Annotated in this window: 22 protein-coding genes and 1 tRNA gene; 14 read left to right on the top strand and 9 right to left on the bottom strand. The window is 72.3% G+C overall.

Features of this window, described 5'->3' with window-relative positions:
• Positions 1–323 precede the first annotated feature (323 nt).
• Genes ACSURM_RS18370 through ACSURM_RS18355 form a run of 4 tightly spaced genes read left to right on the top strand, consistent with a single transcriptional unit; the run spans position 324 to position 5,120 of the window.
• Positions 324–1,577: a pyridoxal phosphate-dependent aminotransferase gene (locus ACSURM_RS18370; protein ID WP_436956373.1), complete on the top strand. Its 1,254-nt coding sequence runs from the start codon at positions 324–326 to the stop codon at positions 1,575–1,577.
• Between the two features lie 20 nt (positions 1,578–1,597).
• Positions 1,598–2,527 carry a fumarylacetoacetate (FAA) hydrolase gene (locus ACSURM_RS18365; RefSeq protein ID WP_436956371.1) on the top strand — a complete coding sequence of 310 codons (930 nt, stop codon included), beginning with the start codon at positions 1,598–1,600 and terminating at the stop codon, positions 2,525–2,527.
• A complete protein-coding gene (locus ACSURM_RS18360; RefSeq protein WP_436956369.1) occupies positions 2,524–3,900 on the top strand; it encodes an NtaA/DmoA family FMN-dependent monooxygenase in 1,377 nt (458 codons plus the stop codon). The genes ACSURM_RS18365 and ACSURM_RS18360 overlap by 4 nt, the downstream gene beginning before the upstream one ends.
• A complete protein-coding gene (locus tag ACSURM_RS18355; RefSeq protein WP_436956367.1) occupies positions 3,897–5,120 on the top strand; it encodes an LLM class flavin-dependent oxidoreductase in 1,224 nt (407 codons plus the stop codon). The genes ACSURM_RS18360 and ACSURM_RS18355 overlap by 4 nt, the downstream gene beginning before the upstream one ends.
• A gap of 52 nt (positions 5,121–5,172) precedes the next feature.
• Here ACSURM_RS18355 and ACSURM_RS18350 read toward each other — a convergent pair whose 3' ends face one another.
• Positions 5,173–5,877, bottom strand: a complete 705-nt coding sequence (locus ACSURM_RS18350; protein ID WP_436956366.1) for a DUF5324 family protein — start codon at positions 5,875–5,877, stop codon at positions 5,173–5,175.
• 210 nt (positions 5,878–6,087) lie between these two features.
• On the opposite strand from ACSURM_RS18350, the gene ACSURM_RS18345 reads away from it, so the two are divergent.
• Both ACSURM_RS18345 and ACSURM_RS18340 read left to right on the top strand, forming a co-directional pair.
• Positions 6,088–6,618 carry a peptidylprolyl isomerase gene (locus ACSURM_RS18345; RefSeq protein ID WP_436956364.1) on the top strand — a complete coding sequence of 177 codons (531 nt, stop codon included), beginning with the start codon at positions 6,088–6,090 and terminating at the stop codon, positions 6,616–6,618.
• A 113-nt stretch (positions 6,619–6,731) separates the two neighbouring features.
• Entirely contained in the window at positions 6,732–7,619 is an 888-nt protein-coding gene (locus ACSURM_RS18340; RefSeq protein ID WP_359041218.1) for a rhomboid family intramembrane serine protease, read from the top strand.
• A 269-nt stretch (positions 7,620–7,888) separates the two neighbouring features.
• On the opposite strand, the gene crgA is transcribed toward ACSURM_RS18340, so the two are convergent.
• Positions 7,889–8,143: a cell division protein CrgA gene (crgA, locus tag ACSURM_RS18335; RefSeq protein ID WP_030609281.1), complete on the bottom strand. Its 255-nt coding sequence runs from the start codon at positions 8,141–8,143 to the stop codon at positions 7,889–7,891.
• 152 nt (positions 8,144–8,295) lie between these two features.
• Between crgA and ACSURM_RS18330 the strand changes: the two genes are divergently transcribed.
• From ACSURM_RS18330 to ACSURM_RS18305, 6 genes are read left to right on the top strand one after another with little or no spacing between them, the layout of a single operon-like run.
• Positions 8,296–9,084, top strand: a complete 789-nt coding sequence (locus ACSURM_RS18330) for a DUF881 domain-containing protein (RefSeq protein ID WP_436956362.1) — start codon at positions 8,296–8,298, stop codon at positions 9,082–9,084.
• Between the two features lie 21 nt (positions 9,085–9,105).
• Entirely contained in the window at positions 9,106–9,780 is a 675-nt protein-coding gene (locus ACSURM_RS18325) for a class E sortase (RefSeq protein ID WP_436956360.1), read from the top strand.
• 53 nt (positions 9,781–9,833) lie between these two features.
• On the top strand, positions 9,834–9,995 hold the full coding sequence (locus tag ACSURM_RS18320; RefSeq protein ID WP_030609287.1) for a hypothetical protein: 162 nt from the start codon (positions 9,834–9,836) through the stop codon (positions 9,993–9,995).
• A complete protein-coding gene (locus ACSURM_RS18315) occupies positions 9,992–10,633 on the top strand; it encodes an aminodeoxychorismate/anthranilate synthase component II (RefSeq protein WP_436956359.1) in 642 nt (213 codons plus the stop codon). The genes ACSURM_RS18320 and ACSURM_RS18315 overlap by 4 nt, the downstream gene beginning before the upstream one ends.
• Complete coding sequence (locus ACSURM_RS18310; RefSeq protein WP_436956358.1) at positions 10,630–11,973, top strand: class E sortase; 1,344 nt, start codon at positions 10,630–10,632, stop codon at positions 11,971–11,973. The genes ACSURM_RS18315 and ACSURM_RS18310 overlap by 4 nt, the downstream gene beginning before the upstream one ends.
• Before the next feature lie 27 nt (positions 11,974–12,000).
• On the top strand, positions 12,001–12,753 hold the full coding sequence (locus tag ACSURM_RS18305; protein WP_436956356.1) for a class E sortase: 753 nt from the start codon (positions 12,001–12,003) through the stop codon (positions 12,751–12,753).
• A 66-nt stretch (positions 12,754–12,819) separates the two neighbouring features.
• On the opposite strand, the gene pknB is transcribed toward ACSURM_RS18305, so the two are convergent.
• The 6 genes from pknB to ACSURM_RS18275 all read right to left on the bottom strand — a co-directional run bounded on the left by pknB (position 12,820) and on the right by ACSURM_RS18275 (position 21,206).
• Positions 12,820–14,823, bottom strand: coding sequence for a Stk1 family PASTA domain-containing Ser/Thr kinase (gene pknB / locus ACSURM_RS18300; protein WP_436956355.1), 2,004 nt, complete (start codon positions 14,821–14,823; stop codon positions 12,820–12,822).
• A gap of 204 nt (positions 14,824–15,027) precedes the next feature.
• Positions 15,028–16,512 carry a peptidoglycan D,D-transpeptidase FtsI family protein gene (locus tag ACSURM_RS18295; protein WP_436956354.1) on the bottom strand — a complete coding sequence of 495 codons (1,485 nt, stop codon included), beginning with the start codon at positions 16,510–16,512 and terminating at the stop codon, positions 15,028–15,030.
• Positions 16,509–17,951 carry an FtsW/RodA/SpoVE family cell cycle protein gene (locus tag ACSURM_RS18290; protein WP_436956352.1) on the bottom strand — a complete coding sequence of 481 codons (1,443 nt, stop codon included), beginning with the start codon at positions 17,949–17,951 and terminating at the stop codon, positions 16,509–16,511. The genes ACSURM_RS18295 and ACSURM_RS18290 overlap by 4 nt, the downstream gene beginning before the upstream one ends.
• A gap of 27 nt (positions 17,952–17,978) precedes the next feature.
• On the bottom strand, positions 17,979–19,649 hold the full coding sequence (locus ACSURM_RS18285; protein WP_436956350.1) for a Stp1/IreP family PP2C-type Ser/Thr phosphatase: 1,671 nt from the start codon (positions 19,647–19,649) through the stop codon (positions 17,979–17,981).
• A gap of 140 nt (positions 19,650–19,789) precedes the next feature.
• Complete coding sequence (locus ACSURM_RS18280) at positions 19,790–20,329, bottom strand: FHA domain-containing protein FhaB/FipA (RefSeq protein ID WP_359041207.1); 540 nt, start codon at positions 20,327–20,329, stop codon at positions 19,790–19,792.
• Between the two features lie 10 nt (positions 20,330–20,339).
• A complete protein-coding gene (locus tag ACSURM_RS18275; protein ID WP_359041206.1) occupies positions 20,340–21,206 on the bottom strand; it encodes a DUF3662 and FHA domain-containing protein in 867 nt (288 codons plus the stop codon).
• Between the two features lie 459 nt (positions 21,207–21,665).
• Between ACSURM_RS18275 and ACSURM_RS18270 the strand changes: the two genes are divergently transcribed.
• Both ACSURM_RS18270 and ACSURM_RS18265 read left to right on the top strand, forming a co-directional pair.
• A tRNA-Leu gene (locus ACSURM_RS18270) sits at positions 21,666–21,749 on the top strand.
• A gap of 335 nt (positions 21,750–22,084) precedes the next feature.
• Positions 22,085–23,146: a PucR family transcriptional regulator gene (locus ACSURM_RS18265; protein WP_436956348.1), complete on the top strand. Its 1,062-nt coding sequence runs from the start codon at positions 22,085–22,087 to the stop codon at positions 23,144–23,146.
• Between the two features lie 69 nt (positions 23,147–23,215).
• Here ACSURM_RS18265 and ACSURM_RS18260 read toward each other — a convergent pair whose 3' ends face one another.
• A complete protein-coding gene (locus ACSURM_RS18260; RefSeq protein WP_436956346.1) occupies positions 23,216–24,745 on the bottom strand; it encodes a flotillin family protein in 1,530 nt (509 codons plus the stop codon).
• Positions 24,746–24,849: the final 104 nt, after the last annotated feature.

Here is a 24,849-nt window from a genome sequence, read left to right as displayed (position 1 = left end):
CCGAGCCCGTGGCATCCCAGGCGGCCCGGCTCCCGGCCCCGCAGGGGACGTCGCGACCGGCTTCACAGCCGGGTCCGCACATGGCTTCGCCGACGGCCACGGAGCCGGTTGAGCCGACGGCCGCGTATGCGGTCACGGAGCCGGGCCCGCGCCCCGCTCCGCAAGCTGCCCCGGTGCTGCAGTCGGCCCCGGCCCCGGTGCCCCCGTCGGTCGCGGCTCCGGAAGCGCGGTCGGTCCCGAGCCCGGTGCCGCAGCCGGGCCCGGCCCCGGCTCCGCAAGCCGCCCCGGACCCGGCCGCCCCCCGCCGTGCCGCCGTCGTCCCGATGTCCGCCACCCTCGCCGCCGATGCCGCGTTGGAGGCGCGGCGGCGGGCGGGACAGCGGGTGCTGGCGATGACCAGTGGGGAGATCGGGCTGCCCGTGCTGCCGGAGCTGCGGGCGCGGCTGGCCGAGGCGGCCGGGGAGAACGCCTACGGCCCGGTGGCCGGCTCGTCCGCGCTGCGTGAGGCCGCCGCCGGTTACTGGCGCCGCCGCGGCCTGGCCACCGACCCCGAGCTGGTGGTGGCCGGGCCGGGCAGCAAGGCGCTGCTGTACGCGCTGCTCCTCGCGGCCGGCGGCGACGCGGTGGTGCCCGTGCCGGGCTGGGTCAGCTACGCGGCACAGGTCCGGCTGGTCGGCGGGCAGCCGCTGCCGGTGCCGATCCTGCCCGGCCAGGGCGGTGTCCCGGACCCCGCCCGGCTGCGCGAGACGGTGCTCGCCGCGCGCGCCGCCGGCCGGAACCCGCGCGCGGTGGTGGTGACGGTGCCGGACAACCCGACCGGCACCGTCGCCCCGGCCGCGACCGTACGCCGCCTGGCCGCGGTCGCCCGGGACCTGGACCTGTTCGTGATCTCCGACGAGATCTACGGCGACCTGGTCCACGACCCGGCCCGGCCCGCCGTCTCCCCGGCGGCCTACGCCCCCGAGCGCACCGTCGTCACCACCGGCCTGACCAAGAACCTCGCGGTCGGCGGCTGGCGCACCGGCGTGGCCCGGCTGCCCGACAGCCCCGCCGGGCGCGAGCTGCGCACCACGCTGCTCTCCGTGGCCAGCCAGCTCTGGTCCAGCCCGCCCGCCCCGGTGCAGTCCGCCGCGGCCTACGCCTTCGCCGAGCCCCCGGAGATCACCGAGCGGATCGCGGCGAGCCGCCGGCTGCACGCCACCGTGGCCCGCGCGGCGGCGGCCCGCTTCACCGGGGCCGGTGCCCACCTCGCCCCGGTCACCGCGACCTGCTACCTCTACCCGGACTTCGAGCCGCTGCGCGCCCGCCTCACCGCCGCGCACGGCATCACCGACGGCGCCGGCCTGGTCCGGTTCCTCGTCGAGCGGCACGGCGTCGGCGTGCTGCCGGCGAGCGCCTTCGGCGAACCGGACGGCGCCCTGCGCATCCGGGCCGCCACCAGCCGCCTGTACGGCGACACCGACGAGCGGCGCGCCACCGCGCTGACCGCTCCCGACCCCCTCGCCCTGCCGTGGATCCGGGAGGCCCTGGACCACCTCGGCGACGCCCTGGCCGACCTGACCGGCCCCCGACCCTGACCACACCCTGGAGGCTTCCCATGTCCTCGTCCCTGCCGCCCGTCCTCACCGAGGTGGTCTACGAAGGCCGCCGCCACGTCACCTTCGGCCTGTCCGAGCCGGGCGAGCCGCAGACCCTGTACCGGGTGGCCGAGGGCGCCCTGGCCGCCGCGTTCCTCGGCACCGACGGCTCCGCCGACGCCGTGCGGGCCGCCGTCACCGAGGGCGCCGAGACGGTCGTCGTCCCGGCCGGCGACCCCGCGGTGCGCCCGCGGGTGCCGCTGCTGCCCGAGGCGTCCGGCGCCGCGCTGCTGAGCGGCTTCATGGGCACCCACAAGAAGAAGTGGAACGGGCAGAGCCAGCCGGAGGACGGCGAGTTCACGCCGCCCAAGTGGTTCTTCAAGGGCTTCGGCGACTGGGCCCGGCTGCCCGGCGAGGACCTGACCGTGCCCGCCCGCCCCGTCGCCCTCATCGAGGAGCCGGAGGTCGCGCTCGTCTACGTCAACGACGCCGACGGCACCCCGCACTACGCCGGCTACACCTTCGGCAACGACCTGTGCGACATCGGCCTGCACCGCAAGGACCCCGGCTACAACCCGTACTGCAAGCTGTGCGACACCGCGCTCGCGCCGTGGCTGTTCCTCGGGGCGCCGCCGCGCTCGGCGACCGGCCGCGTCACCATCGTCCGGGACGGCGCGACGGCCTGGGAGGGCAGCTTCGACTGCGGCGGCGACGCGCTGTACTTCCGGATCCGGGACATGGCCGAGCACCTGTTCTCCTTCCCGGCGGTGCGCCGCCCCGGCCTGGTCAACTACGTGCTGCTGGGCGCCGACGAGGCCAGCTTCCACGACGGGTTCCGGATCGCCGACGGCGACCGCGTCGCCATCGACGTCAAGAGCCACGGCATCGCCTTCGAGAACACCGTGCGCTACGTCTCCCCGGCCCCCGCGGCCGTGCTCCCCGCCGAATGAGCGGCCCCGAGACCACCGGCCGCAAGCAGGTGCACCTCGCCGCCCAGCTGCCCGGCATCCACAACGTGACCGTCTGGGCGGACCCGCGCTCGCGCAGCCAGATCGCCTTCGAGTCCTTCCGCCACCTCGCGCGGACCGCCGAACGCGGCCGGTTCGACTTCTTCTTCCTGGCGGAGGGCCTCAGGCTGCGCGAGCACAAGGGGCACCTGTACGACCTGGACGTGGTGGGCCGCCCGGAGAACCTCACCCAGCTCAGCGCCCTGGCCGCGGTCACCACCCGGCTGGGGCTGGCCGCCACCGTCAACGCCACCTTCAACGAGCCCTACGAGGTGGCGCGGCGGCTGGCCACCCTGGACCACCTCAGCGGTGGCCGCGCCGCCTGGAACGTGGTCACCAGCTTCGACGCCTTCACCGGCGAGAACTTCCGGCGGGGCGGCTTCCTCGCCGAGGGCGACCGGTACGCGCGCGCGGCGGAGTTCCTCGCCACCGCGCGCGAGCTGTGGGACAGCTGGGCCGAGGGGGACGTGCGCGCCGACGCGGCGGCCGGCGCGTTCGTCCGGCCCGGCGCCGGCCGCTTCGCCCACCACGGCGAGCACTTCGCCATCTCCGGCCGCTTCACCACCCCGCGCCCGCCCCAGGGCCACCCGGTGATCATCCAGGCGGGCGACTCGCCGGCGGGCCGGGAGTTCGCCGCCGCCGAGGCCGACGTCGTCTTCAGCAAGTACAACCGGCTCGACCAGGCCCGCGCCTTCTACCGGGACGTCAAGTCCCGGCTGGCCCGGTACGGCCGCACCCCGGACCGGCTGAAGATCCTGCCGACGGCCACCGTGGTGGTGGCCGACAGCGACGCCGAGGCCGCCGCCTACGCCGACGAGATCACCCGCGCCCAGGTGAGCCCGCAGACCGCGATCGCCCACCTGGAGGCCGTCTGGGGCCGCGACCTGTCCGGCTACGACCCCGACGGGCCGCTGCCGGACACCGACCCCGAACCCGACGCGCAGATGCTCAAGGGCCACTCGCTCTTCCGCCGCGACCGCGCCGAGATCGCCCGCAATTGGCGGGCCCTCGCCGAGGAACGCGGACTGAGCATCCGCGAACTGGTCATCGAGGTCTCCGGCGGGCAGACCTTCGTCGGCTCCCCGCGCACCGTCGCCGACGCCATGGACCACTTCGTCCAGACCGACGGCGCCGACGGCTTCGTCCTCGTCCCCCACCTGACCCCCGGCGGCCTGGACGACTTCGTGGACCGGGTGGTGCCGCTGCTCCAGGAGAAGGGCGTCCACCGGCGCGACTACACCGGCCCGACCCTGCGCGACCACCTGGGCCTGCCGCCCGGCCCCGAGCGCACCCCCGTACCGAAGGAGACCCCGTGACCGCGCTCCCGCTGCACCTCGCCGTCGCCCTGGACGCCGCGGGCTGGCACCCGGCGGCCTGGCGCGCCGAGGACGCCCGTCCCGCCGAGCTGTTCGGCGCGGACTACTGGGCGGACCTGGTCACCGAGGCCGAGCGCGGCCTGCTGGACTTCGTCACCTTCGAGGACGCGCTCGGCGTGCAGTCGGCCGCCTTCCACCGGCCCGACGACCGCGTCGACCAGGTCCGCGGCAGCCTGGACGCGGTGCTGCTGGCGGCCCGGGTGGCGCCGCTGACCACGCACATCGGGCTGGTCCCGACCGCGAACGTCACCCACACCGAGCCGTTCCACGTCTCCACCGGCATCGCCACCCTCGACTACGCGAGCACCGGCCGGGCCGGCCTGCGTCCGCAGATCGCCTCGCGCGCCGCCGACGCCGCCCACTTCGGCCGCCGTACGACCCCGCGGCTGACCGACGAGGACGTGCGCGACCCGGAGCGGATCGGCCGGCGGCTGAGCCCCCTGTTCGACGAGGCCGCCGACGCGGTGGAGGCCGCCCGGCGGCTGTGGGACAGCTGGGAGGACGACGCCGAGATCCGCGACGCCGCCACCGGCCGCTTCATCGACCGCGACAAGGTCCACCACATCGACTTCGTGGGCGAGCACTTCAGCGTCCGCGGCCCCGCGATCACCCCGCGCCCGCCGCAGGGACAGCCACCGGTGATGAGCCTGGCGCACGCGAGCGTGCCGTACGAGTTCGCGGCGCGCGCCGCCGACGCCGTGTGGGTCACCCCGCACGACCGGGCCGGGGCGGCGGCGGTCCTCGCCCAGGTGGACGCGGCCGTGCGGCGCACCGGCCGGGACACCCGCGCCCGGCCGCTGCTGCGGTTCGCGGAGGTCCTGGTCTTCCTGGACGCCGAGCCGGGCGCCGCCGCCCGCCGCAAGGCCCGCCTGGACGACCTGGACGGCGCGGAACTCGGCTCCGACGCCGAGGTGTTCACCGGCACCCCCGGAGAACTGGCCGACCTGCTGCTGGACTGGCGCGAGGCCGGGCTGGACGGCTTCCGGCTGCGCCCCGGCACGCTCCCGCACGACCTGCTGGAGATCACCCGCGGCCTGGTGCCGGAACTCCAGCGGCGCGGGGTGTTCCGGACGGCGTACGACGCGACGACCCTGCGGGGCCACCTGCGCCTGCCGCGCCCCGAAAGCCGCTACGCGCGGCCGAGCCGGACCGGCCGGTGACACGGGGGAGCCCCCGCCGCTTGGGCGGAGGCTCCTTCGGGGCGGGCGGGGCTCAGGGCTCGTCGTCCTCGTCGGCCGCTTCCTGGTCGGCCTGCTTGGCCCGCACCTCGGGGTCGAGCTCGCCGGGCTCGGTGCCGTCCACGGAGGCGAGCCGGGGCGAGTCGGCGGGGACCTCGGTCGGGGCGGGCGGCTCGACCAGCCAGTCGGGGTTGGCCTGCTTGTCCCACCACTTCCAGGCCGCGAAGGCGCCACCCGCCAGGACGGTCAGCACCGCGCAGATCTTCACCGTCCGGCCGGTCCGGGACCGCCGCTCCTGGCGCCGGACCAGCTTCTGGATGTCCTCGGCCGAGACCTGTCCGCGCAGCGCGGCCACCGCGGCGGCACCGCGCGCGGCGGCCTCGTCGCGCACGGGCGCGGTCGCGGCCACCGCCTGCTCGATCTTCGGACGCGAGTACAGGGCGGCCTGCCGGGCCGCCTTGCGGGCACGCAGGGCGGCCTCCTGGGCGGCGAGGTCGACCTTCGGCGGCACATGGGTGAGCGCCTGCTCCAGGCGGGGGGCGAGCCGGGCGTCGTACTGCACGCGGGCCTGCTCCGCGGCCTGCGACACCACGGGCGCCAGCCGTACGCGTGCCTCCTGCGCGTAGTACGCGGCACGCTCCTTGGCCGTGTCGGCGTAAGGCGCCACCACTTCCGCGGCGTGCAGCACGCTGTCCTTCGCCGAGCCGGTCGCGGCGCGCACGCTGTCAATGCGGGTCACGGGTTCCTCCTCCTCGGTGGCGTACGGTATTTCGACTTTCCACCCTTTTACGGATCATGCCTTCAGGAGGCCGGTGCGGCACGCGCGGGCGGGCATATGGGTGCCGATCGCCCTCCCCGGAGCGATCCGGGAGGCGGCGGCCGGGCGTCGGGCGGGCGGGAGCGTGGAAGGATCGGAGCACCGCGGCGGAACGACGACGGAAGGCGGACCGTGGCCGAGCAGCTCTACGCCACCCTGAAGACCACCCTCGGTGACATCGAGATCCGGCTCTTTCCGTCGCACGCCCCCGTCACGGTCAGAAACTTCGTGGAACTGGCGCGCGGCGAGCGCGAGTGGACCCATCCCGGCACCGGCGTGCGCGGCAGTGACCCGCTCTACGACGGCACGGTCTTCCACGCGGTGATGGGCGGCTTCATGATCCAGGGCGGCGACCCCCTGGGCAACGGCCTCGGCGGCCCCGGCTACGGCTTCGAGGACGAGTGCCATCCCGACCTGGCCTTCGACAGGCCGTACCTGATGGCGATGGCCAGCGCCGGCCCGGGCACCAACGGCTCGCAGTTCTTCATCACCGTCACCCCGAGCACCTGGCTGAACGGCAAGCGCACCATCTTCGGCGAGGTCAGCACCCCGGCCGGCCGCAAGGTCGTGGACGCCATCGCGCGCGTGCCGACCGGACGCAACGACCGGCCGCTGGCCGACGTCGTCCTCCGCACGGTGCTGATCGAGGCCCGCGAGGAGTGAACGGCGCCCGCCCCCGGCCGCTCGCGCGGGGAACCGGAGACGGCGCTCGTCCGTAAGGATGAAGAGGGCAGGATAGTGCCGTCAGGCACGGACACGACGAGCAAGGGGATCTGATGGAGCAGGCCGCAGGGAGCGCGCAGGACGCCCACAGCGCGCCCGGGTGCTACCGGCACCCGGATCGCGAGACCGGCGTGCGCTGCACCCGCTGTGAACGCCCCATCTGCCCCGACTGCATGGTCAGCGCCTCGGTCGGCTTCCAGTGCCCGGACTGCGTCCGCGGCGGCACCGGCGGGGGCCCCGCCCCGCAGGCGTCCCGGCCGCGCACGCTCGCCGGCGGCACGGTCACGGCGGACCCCCGGCTGCTCACCAAGATCCTGATCGGGATCAACCTCGCGATGTTCGTCGTGATCAAGGCCGATCCGTCGTTCCTGTACGACGTCCTGCTCTTCGGCGGCTGGCCGGAGAAGCCGGCCACGCCGACGACGGGCGTGGCCGGTGGTGAGTGGTACCGCTTCGTGTCGTCGATGTTCGCGCACGAGGCGTACTGGCACATCGGCTTCAACATGCTCAGCCTGTGGTGGGTCGGCGGCCCGCTGGAGGCGGCCCTCGGCCGGGCCCGCTACCTGGCGGTGTACTTCGTCTCCGGGCTGGCCGGCGGCGCGCTGACCTACCTGCTCACCGCTCCGACGGCCGCCTCGCTCGGCGCCTCGGGCGCGCTGTACGGCCTCTTCGGCGCCACCGCCGTGCTGATGCGCCGGCTCGACTACGACATGCGGCCGGTCATCGCGCTCCTGGTGATCAACCTGATCTTCACCTTCAACGGGGCCCTGCACATCGCCTGGCAGGCGCACATCGGCGGGCTCGTCGCCGGTGTCGTCACCGGCTACGCGATGGTGCACGCCCCGCGCGAGCGGCGGGCGCTGGTGCAGTACGGCACCTGTGCCGTGGTCCTGGCGCTGGCCCTGGCGCTCGCGTTGATCAGGACCGCCCAGCTCACCTGACCGGGCTGGGGAACACGCTGTCCCCGAACCGTTGTCCACAGCTTGTGCCCGATCTTGTGCATACCGTGCGGGCACAGCTGTGCCCCCTGTCGCTCGGATGTGTTTCCGCAGGTAGGACAGGGGGCGAACGGGTGTCTGAGTGATGTCGGACCGGTCACACCGGCGTCAACACCCGGCAGGTTATCCACAGATCGTCGTTCTTTTTCCCCACTGTGGACAACGGCTGTGGATAACTCAGTGGATAACCCTGGGCAGAGCTGTGGGCGGGGCTACTTCCACTGCGTGGAGACACCGAAGCCGGCGGCGATGAAGCCGAAGCCGACCACGATGTTCCAGTTGTCCAGGCTGTCGACGGGCAGCGAGCCGTCCGTCACATAGAAGACGACGATCCAGGCCAGGCCGATCAGGAACATGGCCAGCATGACCGGTGCGACCCAGGCCCGGTTGGTCAGCCTGATGGCCTGCGCCTGCTTCGCCGGCGGCGGCGTGAAGTCGGCCTTCTTGCGGATACGTGACTTCGGCACGAGGGTCTCTCCTGTCGATGCGCTGCGTGGCCGCGCAGGGAACTGGGTCGGGCTCGGGGCAGCGTACAAGGGGCCAACATGACGACTCTGTGTGCTCCCCCGGACGTCCGTTAGCGTAGTGCTTCCGTGGCGCCGAAGGAGATAAGGGTACGTTGAGCAATTCTGCCGACTCCCCCGGGACGGGGGCAACGGGCTCCGGCCCCGCCCGCAGGCCGCGCCTCCGCCCGGTGCGGATCCTCACGGCGGCCGTCTTCGCCCTCGCCGGTCTGATCTTCTTCACCAGCTTCGACACGGCCAAGGGCACCGACATCCGCCAGGACGCCTCCCTGCTGAAGCTGTCCGACCTGATCCAGGAGCGCAGCCGCAAGAACAAGGGGCTGGACGAGTCCAACGCCGCCCTGCGCGACAGCGTGGAGTCGCTGGCCGAGAGCGACGACGGCAGCACCAGGGCCGAGGACGAGAAGCTCAGCGGGCTGGAGAGAAGCGCGGGCACCCACGAGCTGACCGGCAAGGCCGTCACCGTCACCCTGAACGACGCCCCGCCCGACGCCACCGCCAAGCTCCCCGGCTACCCCGAGCCGCAGCCCGACTACCTGGTCATCCACCAGCAGGACCTCCAGGCCGTGGTGAACGCGCTGTGGCAGGGCGGCGCCAAGGGCATCAAGGTCATGGACCAGCGGCTGATCTCCACCAGCGCGGTGCGCTGCGTCGGCAACACCCTGATCCTCCAGGGCCGCGTCTACTCGCCCCCGTACAAGATCACGGCGGTCGGCGACCCGGACCGGCTCAAGCAGGCCCTCGCGGACAGCAAGGCGATCCAGACCTACATGGTCTACGTCAACGTCTACGGCCTCGGCTGGAAAGTCACCGACGACGGCACGGTGACTCTTCCCGGCTACTCCGGCACAGTGGACCTGCACCACGCGAAGCCAGTGGGGTAGCCGTCCGTCCGGGAGCCGCCGGTGCGCGCGATCGTCAGAAGCCTCAGCGAACTGTGCATCACCGCAGGCACCCTGATCGTGCTCTTCGTCGGCTACGTCCTGTTCTGGACCGGCGTCAGGGCCGAGGGCGCGATGAACGACCAGATCGACCGGCTGCACGCCGAGTGGTCGGCGGCGGGCGGCCGGGCGCGTCCCGTGGCGGAGGCGGCGCCGCCGAAGGCCTACGAGCCCGGCGAGCCCTTCGCCATCATGTACGTCCCGCGCCTCGGCGCCGCCTGGCACAAGCCGGTCCTCCAGGGCACCGGCACCGGCACCCTGAAGAAGGGCCTCGGCCACTACGCGGGCACCGCCCGGCTGGGGGAGACCGGCAACTTCGCGGTCGCCGGCCACCGGCGCACCCACGGCGACCCCTTCAAGGACTTCCCGCGACTGCGCCCCGGCGACGCCGTGGTGCTGACCGACGGGACCACCTGGTACACGTACCGGATCGACAAAGGGCCGTACCGCACCGTGCCGACGGACGTCGCGGTGATCGATCCCGTGCCGCGCGAGCCGGGGTACACCCGCCCCGGCCGCTATCTGACCCTGACGACGTGCGACCCGGAGTGGGGCCACAGCCACCGGCTGATCGTATGGGCGCATCTCGATGCCACCCAGCCTGTGGACACCGGCCGACCGGAGGCCCTGCGCCGCTAGTCTGGTGACGTACGGCGTGGGTCTGGTGCCGTAGGGGATACGGAAGGGACGGCATGTACGGCTGGATCTGGCGGCATCTGCCGGGGAACGCGTGGGTGAAGGCACTCATCTCGCTCGTACTGATCCTGGCCGTGGTCTACGTCCTCTTCCAGTACGTCTTCCCATGGGCCGAGCCACTGCTGCCCTTCAACGATGTGACGGTGGACAACCAGTGAGTGCGCGGATTCTCGTCGTCGACAACTACGACAGCTTCGTCTTCAACCTCGTGCAGTACCTGTACCAGCTGGGCGCCGAGTGCGAGGTGCTGCGCAACGACGAGGCGACGACCTCCCACGTCCGTGAGGGAGGCTTCGACGGCGTGCTGCTCTCCCCCGGGCCCGGGACGCCCGAGGAGGCGGGCGTGTGCGTGGACATGGTCCGGCACTGCGCGGCCACCGGCGTGCCGGTCTTCGGGGTGTGCCTCGGCATGCAGTCGATGCAGGTGGCGTACGGCGGCGTGGTCGACCGGGCGCCCGAGCTGCTGCACGGCAAGACCTCGCCGGTCGAGCACGAGGGCAAGGGCGTCTTCGCCGGGCTGCCCAGCCCCTTCACGGCGACCCGCTACCACTCCCTGGCCGCCGAACCGGCCACGGTCCCGGCCGAGCTGGAGGTGACCGCCCGCACCCAGGACGGCATCATCATGGGCCTGCGGCACCGGGAGCACCGCGTCGAGGGCGTGCAGTTCCACCCCGAGTCGGTGCTGACCGAGCACGGTCACCGGATGCTGGCCAACTGGCTCGCGGAGTGCGGTGACCCCGAGGCCGTGGCACGGTCGGCGGGGCTCGCCCCGGTGGTGGGCAGGGCCACGGCGTGACCGCGCTGCGCCCCGAGCGCGAGGACGTGTACGGCGGCGGGAGCCCGTACGAGCCCTCCGCCGGTGCGCGACCGCACCCGCCCGGCCGCCCCACCGACCCGCCGACGGCCCCCTTGCCCCCGCTGACGCACGACGCACGGACGGCTCCACTCCCCCGGGCGACCGGTGAGCCCGCGCCCGCCCGTCCGCCCCGGGCGGCCGGAGAGCCCCGGACGGCGCCGGGTGCCAGGGCGGCCGAGGACCCCGTGACCGCACCGATGCCCCGAATCATGGACGGGCCCCCGACGGCACGGCTGCCCCGGGCGACCGGGGAGCCCGCGCCCGCCCGTCCGCCCCGGGTGGCCGGGGAGCCTCTGACGGCTCCGCTGCCCCGGGTCACGGACGGGCCCCCGACGGCCCCGCTGCCGCCCGCCGACGACGAGACGATGGCGCTGCGGGTGGTGCCGGGCCGGGCGGGCGAGTCCGTGGGCGTCTCTGCGGGCTCCTCCGCCCCCGTCGCCGCTCCCGCCGCACCGGGCGGCCGTGCGGCCCGCAGGAAGGCCGCCAAGCGGCGTGGCGGGCGCCGGTCCGGTGCGGGGCCCCGGACGACGACGGCGCCCCCCGCCGAACGAGACCCGCAGCGCCCCCTGACCCGGGTGGAGGCCCGGCGCCAGGCCCGGCTGCGCAAACCCAGCCCGGCGACCCTGGCCAGCCGGGCCGTCGGCGAGCTGTTCATCACCACCGGCGTGCTGATGCTGCTGTTCGTCACCTACCAGCTGTGGTGGACCAACGTCCGCGCGCACGCCCAGGCAGGCAGCGCCACGCACCGGCTCCAGGACGACTGGGCCAGCGGCAGGCGCAGCCCGGGCGTCTTCGAACCGGGCCAGGGCTTCGCCATCCTGCACATCCCCAAGCTGGACGTGGTCGCCCCCATCGCGGAGGGGATCAGCAACAAGCGGGTGCTCGACAAGGGCATGGTCGGGCACTACGGCGAGGCCCCGCTGAAGACGGCGATGCCCCAGGACAAGACCGGCAACTTCGGTCTCGCGGCGCACCGCAACACGCACGGCGAGCCCTTCCGGTACGTCAACCGGCTCACCCCGGGCGACGCGCTCGTGGTCGAGACCCAGGACACCTACTTCGTGTACGAGGTCACCTCCTCGCTCCCGGTGACCTCGCCGTCCAACATCAGCGTGCTGGACCCCGTCCCGCCGGGCTCCGGCTTCACCCGCCCCGGCCGCTACATCACCCTCACCACGTGCACACCGGAGTTCACCAGCAAGTACCGGCTGATCGTCTGGGGCAAGATGGTCCAGGAACGCCCGCGCGCCGAGGGCAAGCCGGACGCGCTCATCGAATAGGGCTCACCGAGTAGAGGCAGAAAAACTGTGGCAGCGACCGCCGACGAGACCGAAGAGACCACGGACGCGCCCGGACCCGGCCCGGCCCCGCGCCGTCGGCGCCCCGGACGGATCGCCCTGGCGGTCAGCGTCTTCGGTGAACTCCTCATCACGGCGGGCGTACTGCTCGGCCTGTTCGTCGCCTACTCGCTGTGGTGGACGAACGTGATAGCGGACCGCAAGGCGGGCCAGAAGGCCGACAAGGTGCGCGAGCACTGGGCGCGGCAGAAGGACACGGGCCCGGGCGCGCTCGACACCGGTGACGGCATCGGCTTCCTGCACGTGCCGGCCATGCGCAACGGCGAGGTGCTGGTCGAGAAGGGCACCGGCGCGGACGTCCTCAACGACGGCGTGGCCGGCTACTACACGAAGCCGGAGAAGGCGACGCTGCCCACCTCCGGCAAGACCGGCAACTTCACCCTCGCCGCCCACCGGGACGGCCACGGCGCGAAGTTCCACAACATCGACAAGCTGGAGAAGGGCGACCCGATCGTCTTCGAGACCCGGGACGAGTGGTACGTCTACAAGGTCTACTCGATCCTCCCCGAGACCTCGAAGTACAACGTCGGGGTCCTCTCCCCGGTCCCCGGCGGATCCGGCCGGAAGCAGCCCGGCCACTACATCACCCTGACGACCTGCACCCCCGTCTACACCTCCCGCCACCGCTACGTGGTCTGGGGCGAACTGGCCCGCGTGGAGAAGGTCGACAGCGAGCGCACCCCGCCGGCGGAACTGCGCTGACACCGGCCCGGAACGGCGCGTGGCCCCGCCGGGAGGTCCCGGCGGGGCCACGCGGAGGCGGGGGCGTCAGTTGCCCCAGCCGCCGAAGAAGTCCGTCCCGTTGTCGCCGTCGTCGTTGTCGCCGTTGTCGCGGCCGCGGCCGAACGCGACCGTGGTCAGCGTGACCGTGGTGCCGTTCGGGTCGGCCTGGCTGTTGGGCTGCGGGTCCTGCTGGGTGACGATCGCGTTGCCGTCGTCGGAGCTGCCGGGCGCGAACTGGATGTTGTTGAAGCCGGCCTGCTGGAGCATCTGCCGGGCCTCGTTCACCCGCCGGCCGACGACACCCGGCATCGACGACTGCTGCTGCTGGGCCTTGCCGACGTTGACCACCACATTGGTGTTCTTGACGACCTGCTGGCCCGCCGCCGGGTTGGTGTTCTGCGCCTTGCCGTCCTGGGCGGGATCGGTGACCGGGGTCTCGGTGCAGCTCGGCACCAGACCCTGGGCCTGGAGCGTGGCCTTGGCCTCGTCACAGGACTTGCCGGTGACATCGGGAACCGCGACCTTCTCCTCCGGCTTGGCGACCGTGAGGGTGATCGTGGTGCCCTTCTCCTTGTTGACACCCGGCTCCGGGTCCTGGGTGATGACGACACCCGGCGTGCGGTCCGAGACCTCCAGCTTCTTGTCGACCTCGAAGCCCTTCTCCTTGAGCTGGGTCTCCGCCTGGTCGAACTGGGCCCCGCGCACGTCCGGCACCTGGACCTTGGGCGCGCCCGTGGAGATCACCAGGTTGACCGTGCTGTTCTTCTCGACCTTCTCGCCCTGCTGCGGGTCCTGCGAGCACACATTGCCGGTGGCCTGGTCCTCGCACTCCTTCTTGCTGATCGAGACCTTGAGGTCGACGTTGGCGGCCATCTTCTCGGCCGTCTTCTGCGGCTGGCCCACGAACGCCGGCACGGACACCTTGCCGTCGTCCGTGTTCTTGGGGCCGAACGTGTACATGCCGATCAGGATCGCGCCGACCAGCACCAGCAGGCCCGCGATCACCAGCAGGACCGTGCCGGTGCTGGACTTCTTCTTCTGCTGGCGGCGGCGGTCCGGCCGGTCGTCGTAGCCGTAACCGCCGTCGTCGGGGTTCATCGGCGGCAGCACGGTGGTCGCGCCCGCGTCCGCGCGCAGCGCGGTCGTCGCCTGCTCCTCGGGGTAGCCGCCGTAGCCCACCGCGCCCAGCGCGGCGGTGGCCGCGACCGGCTGGCCGTCCAGGCACGCCTCGATGTCGGCGCGCATCTCGTCGGCCGACTGGTAGCGGTAGTTCGGGTCCTTGACCAGCGCCTTGAGGACGATCGCGTCCATCTCGGGCGTGATCTCGGGGTCGAAGACCGACGGCGGCTGGGGCTCCTCGCGCACGTGCTGGTAGGCCACGGCCACCGGGGAGTCGCCCACGAACGGCGGCCGTACCGTCAGCAGTTCGTACAGGAGGCAGCCGGTCGAGTACAGGTCCGAGCGGGCGTCGACCTGCTCGCCCTTGGCCTGCTCCGGGGAGAGGTACTGGGCGGTGCCGATGACCGCGGCCGTCTGGGTCATGGTCATGCCGGCGTCACCCATGGCACGGGCGATGCCGAAGTCCATCACCTTGACCTGGCCGTTGCGGGTCAGCATGACGTTGGCCGGCTTGATGTCCCGGTGGACGATGCCGCTGCGGTGCGCGTACTCCAGGCCCTGGAGGATGCCGATGGTCATCTCCATCGCCCGCTCGGGCAGCAGCTTGCGGCCGGAGTGCAGCAGCTCGCGCAGCGTGGAGCCGTCGACGTACTCCATCACGATGTACGGGATGGAGACCCCGTCGATGTAGTCCTCGCCCGTGTCGTAGACCGCCACGATCGCGGGATGGTTGAGCGAGGCGGCCGACTGGGCCTCCCGGCGGAACCGGGCCTGGAAGGAAGGGTCGCGCGCGAGGTCCGCGCGCAGCGTCTTCACCGCCACGGTGCGGCCGAGCCGGGTGTCGTGCGCGAGGTAGACCTCGGCCATGCCACCGCGGCCGAGCACCTGGCCCAGCTCATACCGGCCGCCGAGGCGACGCGGCTCTTCCATAGCTACCTACCAGCCCTCTCCGTCGGTCTCGGCCGCGCCCCTGTGCGCGGCCGGAGGCGCTGCCGTCCGGGCCTACCGTACCCGGCTCGCTCCGTGTGACCTGGCCAAGCCCGTAACCCGATACAGGACCGGTATCGCAACGTGCGACTATGTGAAAGACGTGTGAGCGGCGTCACTTGAGGGGCCGCTCACCGCCGGGGCCGGTCACTTCTTGGCGTTGACGACCGCCTCCATGACGTTCCTCGCGATCGGCGCGGCCAGGCCGCCACCGGAGATGTCGTCGCGGTTGGCGCTCTCGTCCTCGATCACCACGGCCACCGCCACCGGCGAACTGCCGTCGGGCAGCTTGGCGTAGGAGATGAACCACGCGTACGGGTTCTCGCTGTTCTCCACGCCGTGCTGGGCGGTACCCGTCTTGCCGCCGACCTTGACGCCGTTGATCCGCGCGTTCGTGCCGGTGCCCTTCTCGACCACCGTCTGCATCATGTCCTGGAGGATCTGCGCGTTCTTCGGCGACAGCGGCTGGCTCAGCTCCTCCGGCTCGGTCTTGGCGACCTCGTCCAGGTTGGAGGACTGGAGCGTGTCGACCATGTACGGCTTCATCAGCTTGCCGTCGTTGGCGACCGCCGAGGCCACCATCGCCATCTGCAGCGGGGTGGCGGCGGTGTTGTACTGGCCGATGGAGGACAGCGCGGTCTGCGACTGGTTCATGTCGTCGGAGAACACCGACGCGGTGGCGCGGACCGGGGTGAACTGCTCGGCGTCGAAGCCGAACTTCTTCGCCTCCTCCAGCATCTTGTCGTTGCCGAGGTCGGAGCCGATCTTGCCGAAGACGGTGTTGCAGGAGTACTGGAGCGCGACCCGCATGGTCGCGTTCTCGCACGGGATGTTGCCCTCGTTCTTCAGCTCCGTCCGGGTGCCCGGCATGACCCACGGCAGCGGCGTCTCGGTCCGCTCGTCGGCCGAGGTGTACTTGCCGTTCTCCAGCGCCGCCGCGGCCGTGACCACCTTGAAGGTCGAGCCCGGCGGGTAGGTCTCGCGCAGCGCCCGGTTCAGCATCGGGTCGTTGGGGTTGTATTTCTTCTGGAGCTTCTTCCAGGCCGCCGCGTCGTCGTTGGTGTTGCCCGCGAAGGACGAGGGGTCGTACGACGGGTAGGAGGCCAGCGCCAGGATCTTGCCCGTGGACGGCTCCAGCGCGACCACCGCGCCCTTGCCGCCCTGCTTCTTCAGGCCGTCGAACGCGGCCTTCTGCGCGGCGGCGTTGAGCGTGGTGACGACATTGCCGCCCTGCTGCTCCTTGCCGGTGATCATGTCCAGGGTCTTGCGGAAGAACAGCCGGTCGTCATTCCCGGTGAGGATGCCGTCCTCGAGGGACTCCAGCTGCGTGGCGCCGAAGGCCTGCGAGGCGTAACCGGTGACCGGCGCCCACATGGGGCCGTTCTTGTACGTCCGCTTGTACTTCAGGTCGTTCAGACCGCTCTTGCTGGTCTCGGTGGACCCGGTGATCGGATCGCCGCCGACGATGATGTCGCCGCGCGGGGTGGCATAGCGGGCGATCGTCACACGACGGTTCTTCGGGTCGTCCTTGAGGCTGTCGGCCTTGACGTACTGGAGGTAGTTGTCCCGCAGCAGCAGGGTCAGCACGAGCAGGCCGCAGAAGATCGCGATGCGGCGCAGGGGCTTGTTCATGACGGGCGGACCACCTGGGTCATCTCGGCGTCGGGGCTGCTCGCGGGGGCGGGCGCCGGGCGGCGGGCGGTGTCGCTGATCCGGATCAGGATGCCGATCAGCGCCCAGTTGGCCAGCACGGACGAACCACCGTACGCGAGGAACGGCATGGTCATACCGGTCAGCGGGATGAGACCCATGACACCGCCGGCCACCACGAAGACCTGAAGGGCGAAGGCGCCGGACAGGCCGATGGCGAGCAGCTTGCCGAACGGGTCGCGGGCGGCGAGGGCGGTGCGCACACCGCGCTCCACGATCAGACCGTAGATCAGCAGGATCGCCATGATCCCGGCCAGGCCCAGCTCCTCACCGAAGGTGGCGAGGACGAAGTCGGAGTTGGCGGCGAACCGGATCAGGTCCGAGTGCCCCTGACCCCAGCCGGACCCGAGGGTCCCGCCGGAGCCGAAGGCCCACAGGGCCTGCTGGAGCTGCTCGGAGTGGCCGCCCACGCCCTGGCGGCTGAGGGTGTACTCCCTCATCGGGTCGAGCCAGGACTGGACACGGCTCTTCACGTGCGGCTCGATGCTCGCCACGCCGACCGCGCCGACCGCGGACATCAGCAGACCGAAGACGATCCAGCTGGTCCGCTCGGTGGCGACGTACAGCATGATGACGAACATTCCGAAGAACAGCAGCGAGGTGCCGAGGTCCGTCTCGAAGACCAGGATGAGGATCGAGATCGCCCAGACCACCAGGATCGGTCCGAGGTCGCGGCCGCGCGGCAGGTACAGGCCCATGAAGCGGCGGCTGGCGAGGGCCAGGGCGTCGCGCTTCACCATCAGGTAGCCGGCGAAGAAGACGGCGAGGACGATCTTGGCGAACTCACCGGGCTGGAGGGAGCCGAGACCGGGGATGTTGATCCAGATCTTCGCGCCGTAGATGTTGGCCCCGAGGCCCGGCACCAGCGGCAGGATGAGCAACACCAGGGCGCTGAACATGGAGATGTAGGTGTAGCGCTGGAGGACGCGGTGGTCCTTCAGGAAGATCAGCACCACGACGAACAGCGCGATGCCGAGCGCGGTGTACAGCAGCTGGCGGGGCGCGGCCGTGACGAAGTTCGGCAGTGACTGGAGCAGCTTCGACTGGTCCAGCCGCCAGATAGCGACCAGCCCCAGCCCGTTGAGCAGGGTGGCCAGCGGCAGCAGCAGCGGGTCGGCGTACGGCGCGAACTTCCGTACGGCGAGATGGGCGACGCCGGCCAGCAGCCCGAGGCCCAGCCCGTAGCTGAGCAGGCCGGACGGGACCTGGCCGCTGATGGCCAGACCCACGTTGGCGTAGGCGAACACCGGGATGGCCACGGCGAAGACCAGCAGGGCCAGCTCGGTGTTGCGGCGGCTCGGCGCGCCGATGGCGCCGATCGTGGACGTGTGATGCGTCGGCGAATTCGTAGAACTGCTCATCGTGTGACGGGGCCTCTCACGGCTTGCCTACTGCTTACCGCACAGCGAGACGACCTTCTGCTCATCCTCCGAGAGAGTGGGGCCGGGGCTGGGGGTCGCGGACGGGGTCGTGGACGGAGACTTCGAAGGGACCGCCGGGGCCGTCTTCGAGGCCGACGGGTTCGGGGCCGGGGTGGCCTTCGTGACGAGGGAGACCCGGTCGAGGGTGACGACCGGCGCGGCGGGGTCGCCGGAGAACGCGGCGTGCGTGCCCGTACCCGCGGTGGTGCCGGTACCGGTGCCGGTTCCCGTGGTGCCGCCGGTGCCGGTGCCGTCGGTTCCACCGGTTCCCTTGTCGGCGTCGGCGGTGCCGCCCTTGTCGTTCTTCGCGTCGCGCGCGGCCTCGTCCGCGGCCTTGCGCTCGGCCTGCTTCCGGCAGGCGGATGCCTGCACGGACAGCTCCTGGACCTTCGTCCGGGCCGCCTCCAGGCCGCCCTCCGCGATCGTGGCCTTCACCTGCTTCTGCTGGTACGGCGGCAGGTACTTGAGTTCGATCTCGGGGTGGTCCTTCTCCACCTCCGACAGCGACACCCAGGCCAGGTCCTGGCTGATCCCGCGGTACAGCGCCACGTGCTCGTCCTTGGCGCCGACGTAGTACTGCGTCTGCGTCCAGCGGTAGCCGCCGTACAGTCCGCCGCCCACGACGGCCAGGGCGAGGGCGCCGTACAGGGAGGTCTTCAGCCACCTGCGCGGCTTGCGCTCCTTGGTGAACTCGTCGTCGCCGTACTCGCCGAAGCCGCCGTTCGGGAGGTAGCCGGTGTCACCCGAGCCGGGCGGACCGAACTCGCCGCCGCCCTGTCCCCGCCGGCCCAGGTGGGCGGCGCGGCCGGCCGGGGTCTGCATGATCCCGTTGTCCTGCGGGTGGTGCTGGTTCTCGGCGACCGCGCCGACCACCACCGGCTGGTCGGACAGCTGGCCGGCGAGGGTGTCGCCCTGGTCCAGGTCCAGCACGTCGGCGACGATGACCGTGATGTTGTCGGGGCCGCCGCCGCGCAGTGCGAGCTGGATCAGCTCCTGCACGGTCTCCTGCGGGCCCTGGTAGCTGGCGAGGGTCTCCTCCATCGTCTGGTGGGAGACCACCCCGGACAGGCCGTCCGAGCAGATCAGATAGCGGTCGCCGGCGCGGACCTCGCGGATGGAGAGGTCGGGCTCGACGTGCTCGCTGCTGCCGAGGGCGCGCATCAGCAGGGAGCGCTGCGGGTGGGTGGTGGCCTCTTCCTCGGTGATCCGGCCCTCGTCGACCAGCCGCTGCACCCAGGTGTGGTCCTGGGTGATCTGGGTGAGGACGCCGTCGCGCAGCAGGTAGGCGCGGGAGTCGCCGACGTGGACCAGGCCGAGCCGCTGTCCGGTCCACAGCAGGGCGGTCAGGGTGGTGCCCATGCCCTCCAGCTGCGGGTCCTCCTGGACCATGGCGCGCAGCTGGTCGTTGGCGCGCCGCACGGCGGTGCCGAGGGAGGTGAGGAGGTCGGAGCCGGGCACGTCGTCGTCGAGCGGGACGATGGTGGAGATCACCTCGGAGGAGGCGACCTCGCCGGCCGCCTGGCCGCCCATGCCGTCGGCGATGGCCAGCAGGCGCGGGCCGGCGTAGCCGGAGTCCTCGTTGTGCCCGCGGATCATGCCCTCGTGCGATCCGGCGGCGAAGCGCAGTGACAGACTCATGCGCACCTCGCCCGTCGGCTCCGAATGCAGCCGGTCGTGTCGAGCCACACTGCCCACCCTCCGGTCGGGAGCGCGCCGGAGACCGGGTGGCGGCCTGTCGCGGCGTGTTCGCTCCGCTCGCGCTCATTCATGACGTAGCACTACTTCCGCAGCTCGATTGCGGTCTTGCCGATGCGGATCGGCGCACCCAGCGGGATCGGTGTGGGGGTCGTCAGCCGGGACCGGTCCAGGTACGTGCCGTTGGTGGAACCGAGGTCCTCGATGATCCACTGGCCGTTCTGGTCCGGGTAGATCCTGGCATGGCGGCTGGAGGCGTAGTCGTCGTCCAGCACGATCGTGGAGTCGTGCGCCCGGCCCAGGGTGATGGTCTGGCCCTGGAGCGCGACGGTGGTGCCGGTCAGTGTGCCCTCGGTCACGACCAGCTTGGTGGGGGCGTTGCGGCCGCGCCGGCCGCCGCCCTGCTGGCCGCGCTGCGGCGGCGGGGCGGCCTGCTGCCGGGCCTGCTGCCGGGTCTGCTGGCGCCCGGACGGCTGCGGCCGGGCCGCCTCCCTACGCGATCCGCGCTGAGTGACGCGCGTACCGAACAGGTCGCTCCGGATGACCTGCACGGCCACGATCACGAACAGCCACAGTACGGCCAGGAAACCCAGCCGCATGACCGTGAGGGTCAGCTCTGACATTGCCCCCGCTTCACCCTTCGGCTTGCCTATAGATAACGGTGGTGCTGCCCACGACGATCCGCGAGCCGTCGCGGAGCGTAGCGCGGGTGGTGTGCTGCCCGTCCACCACGATGCCGTTGGTGGAGCCGAGATCCTGGATCGTCGAGGGCGTTCCGGTCCGGATCTCGCAGTGCCGGCGGGAGACGCCGGGGTCGTCGATCCGCACGTCGGCGTCGGTGCTGCGGCCCAGCACCAGCGTCGGGCGGGAGATCTGGTGGCGGGTGCCGTTGATCTCGATCCAGTAGCGGGTGCGCGCGCCGCTCATCGGTGCCGCGGCGGGCCGCTGGGTGGCGGGCTGCGGATAGCCGTACCCGCCGGGCCGGGCGCCGGGCGGTGGCGTCGACGGCATCGGGGGCGCGCCCGCGGGCGGGGCGGCCGGCGGGTAGCCGTACCCGCCGGGGGCACTCGCCGCGGGGCGGCCGGCCTCCGGGGCGGGCGGGGCCTGCTGGCCCTGCTGGCTGCTGGAGGAGGCCAGGGTGCGCGAGCGCACCCGGTACAGGCCGGTGTCCAGGTCGTCGGCCTTCTCCAGATTGACCTTGATCGGTCCCATGAAGGTGTAGCGCTGCTGCTTGGCGTAGTCGCGCACCATGCCGGCCAGCTCGTCGCCGAGCTGCCCGGAGTAGGGGCTGAGGCGCTCGTAGTCCGGCGCGCTCAGCTCCACGATGAAGTCGTTGGGCACGACGGTGCGGTCCCGGTTCCAGATCGTGGCGTTGTTGTCGCACTCCCGCTGGAGCGCTCCGGCGATCTCCACGGGCTGGACCTCGGACTTGAAGACCTTGGCGAAGGTGCCGTTCACCAGACCTTCGAGACGCTGCTCGAACTTCTTCAGGACTCCCATGGGGCACCTCCTCCGTCCCTGCCGTCGTCTTGCCTTGCTCTGTGCCGCTGCCTTGCCGGGGTACTGCTGGGTACTGCTTACTGATCGTATCTACGCGCCCGCCAATCAGCCGGTTCCCCCAGCGGCTCCCCTTCGAACTCCGGGTGCGTGTCCTGCTGCCCCTGGATCGTAGAGGCGGGCGAAGACCAGTGTCCCGCACCGGCTGTGCGCCCGGCCCGCCATCGGGGGAGACGGCCGGGACCGGTACGAGGTTGATACGTGAACCGCGTCTCCCTGAGACGGACGGGCACGGCCGGGACGCGTGGGGACGCGGGCACCGGTCGCCGCAGGGGGGCGCGCCCGCGGCGGTCGCGGGGGGCGCCCGGGAAGGGATGTGAATCCACCCCGGACGACGTGCTAATGTTCTCGATGTCGGAAGGGGCCAGCCCGAAAGGGAAGGAACCGGAAGACACACCCAATGCGCGGGTGGCGGAATAGGCAGACGCGCTGGATTCAGGTTCCAGTGCCCGCAAGGGCGTGGGGGTTCAACTCCCCCCTCGCGCACAGCGAATGAGCGGCATCGTGATGACGATGCCGCTCATTTCTTTTTCCCCTAGAGTGACGCTCGTCTCGTCGCAGGGCGAAGCGGACCGTCGGCGGCTGTGGGGCCGTCGGTGGTCCGCTTTCGCGTGGTGGATCTTCGGGCGGGCGGCGCTCGGGACGAGTGCCGCGTGACGAAGGTCTCAGGGTCGGGGGACGACGCGGCCCTTGCCGATCCAGGTGCCCAGCCGGCCGGGCCGGAGCGCATTGCCCGTTCTCGGCCGGATTGGCTAACCTCCCGGGGCCGCACACCGTCAAGGACGCGTCAACGGTGCGGCGCGAGCGTGGGGGAGGAAGCGGTGGCGGAGTCGGACCCGGCCGAGTACCTGCGTGGATACGCCGGGCTCCTGGCCGAGGTCTGTGCCACCGGGCGCCGGCTCACCCGGACGGAACTGGACGAGCGCCGCGCCCTGGGCGAGCAGGCCGCCGAAGCCGGGCACAGCCTGCGCGGCCTCGTGCGGCGGCATCTGGCCGAGACCCGGGTGTCCTGGCCCGGCCGTGCGGCACCGGACGCGGTCGACGGCGTCCTGGCCGCCGTCGAGCAGGCCGTCGACGCCTTCGCCGAAGGGTACGAACGGGCACAGCGGCTGGCGGTGCGGCAGGAGGAGGGCGCGCGCCGGGAATTCATCGACGACCTGCTGTACGGGCGGAGCGACCTGGGCCGGCTCGCCGAGCGGGCGGAGCGCTTCGGTCTCGTCCTCTCCCGTGCCTACGCGGTCGCGGTGGCCGCCGGTCCCGAAGCATACGAGGACACCTCCCCGGTCACCCGCCGGGTGGAGACGGCGGTCAACGCCCGGTTCGGTGACCGGCGCGTCCTGCTGGCCACGAAGAACGGTCAGCTGATCTGCATCGCCCCCGGCGACCAGGAGGAGGTCCTGACGTACTTCGCCAAGCAGGCGCACGCGGTGACGGACGGCAGCCGGGTGGCCATCGGCCGGCCCCAGCCCGGCGCGGGCGGCGTGGTCCACTCCTACGAGGAGGCGCTGGGCACCCTGGAACTCGCCGACCGGCTGGACCTGGACGAGCCACTGGTGCGCGCGGCCGACCTGCTCGTCTATCCCGTGCTGACCCGTGACCGCCAGGCCATGGCCGACCTCGTGCTCAGTGCCCTGGGACCGCTGAGGGGTGCCCGCGGCGGGGCCGAGCCGCTGCTCAGGACGCTGGAGGTGTACTTCGAGACGGGATGCGTCGCGGCCGAGGCGGCACGCCGCCTGGCGCTGAGCGTGCGCGCCCTCACCTACCGGCTGGAGCGCATCCACCAGCTGACCGGGAGCAATCCCGCCGACCCCCCGCACCGCTACAGCCTCCAGACCGCGGTCATCGGGGCCCGGCTGCTGGGATGGCCGGCGCAGGAGATCTGAGCCGTCACGCGACGGCGTGCCGTGCGGGACCGGCCACCTCGGGGGCGGTCCCGCACGGCGGCCGGGCGCTCAGGCGGTGATCTCGATCTTCCCGTCGGGCCGGGCCGCCGGCTCGGCGGGCTCGCCGCCGAAGCCCCGCCGGGTCAGCCCCTTCAGCAGCTCGGTCAGGTCGACTCCGGTGGTGGAGCCGAGCAGTTCCAGGCCCTGGGCGACGTTGTCGGCGACCGCCCGCGGCAGCCTGCCCGCGCCGTCCGTGGAGATCACCGTCATCTTGTCCACGGCGCTGAGCGGCTCGGACGCCTTGGCCACGACCTGGGGCAGTACCTCGACGAGCATCTGGAGGATCGCGGCCTCGCCGTACTGCCCGTAGGCGTCGGCCTTCTTCCGCATCGCGTCGGCCTGCGCACCGCCCTTCGCCGCGATCGCCGCCGCCTCGGCCTCGCCCTCCAGCCGGACGGCCTCAGCGATCGCCGCACGCCGGGACCGCTCGGCCTCGCCCTGCTTGATGCCCTCGATGGCTTCCGCCTCGGCCAGCGCCGACCGGCGCTGCTTCTCGCCCTCACCGGTCAGCCGGGACCGCTCGGCCTCCGCCTGCGCGGCGGCGATGCCGGCCGCCCGCTCGGCCTCGGCCTGCTTGACCCGGGCGACCCGCTGGGCCTCCGCCTCCTGCTCCGCGGCGTACCGCTGGGCGTCGGCGGGCTTGCGGACCTGGGTGTCGAGCTGGCGGTCGGTCAGGGCCGCCTGCCGCTCGGCGACCTTCTCCTGCTCGGTGAGGATCTCCTGCTGCCGGGCCGCCTCGGCGAGCGGGCCGGCGGCGTTGGCGCGGGCGGCGGCCTGGTCGGTCTCGGCCTTGATCTCGGCCTGCCGGAGGTAGAGCGTGCGCTGCGCGACCGCGATCTCCTCCTCCGCCTTCAGCCTGGCCTGCTCGGCGGCCCGCCGCGCCTCGGCCTCGGCGATGTCGGCCTCCTGCTTGGCCCGCGCGGCCTCCGGGCGGCCGAGGTCCTCCAGGTAGGAGCCTTCGGTGGTGATGTCCTGGATCTGGAAGGCGTCCAGCACCAGGCCCTGCCCGGAAAGGCTGGCCTCGGCCTCCTCGGCCACCTGCCCGGCGAACGCGGCACGGTCGCGTATGACGTCCTCCACCGACATCCGGCCCACGATCGCCCGCAGGGCGCCGGAGAGCACCTCCTGGGTGAAGCCCACGATGCCGTCCTGCTGCATCAGGAACCGCTGGGCCGCCGCGCGGATGGCGTCCTCGGTCCCGCCGACCTTGACGATCGCGACACCGTCCAGGTTGGCCTTCACGCCCCGCAGGGTGACCGCGCCGCGCACCGCGACCGGGATGTGCCGCGAGGACAGGTCGAGGGTGAACTTCTGCTGCACGAACGGCACGACGAAGACGCCGCCGCCCACGACCACCTTCTGCCCGCTGTTGTCGGTGAAGATCCGGCCGGTCTCGGGATCGGTGGCCTTCTTGCCGCGCCGGCCGGTGACGATGAACGCCTCGCTCGGACCGGCCACCTTGTAGCGGCTGGCGACGACCAGCGCCAGCAGGACGAGAAGGACGACGACTCCGATGACGGCGAAGACGACAGGATTCATGACATGCCCCCAGACACGTTGCACCCCCGGAGGGTAGGAATGAGCCCCGGACGGGGCGGCGAACAGACGGGCGGCCGGAGCGGGAGTGCCCGCTCAGCGGTCCA

The organism is Streptomyces sp. SudanB182_2057 (genome assembly GCF_964272715.1).
Lineage (GTDB): Bacteria > Actinomycetota > Actinomycetes > Streptomycetales > Streptomycetaceae > Streptomyces > Streptomyces rubradiris.
This window is presented reverse-complemented; position numbering and strand designations above follow the sequence as displayed.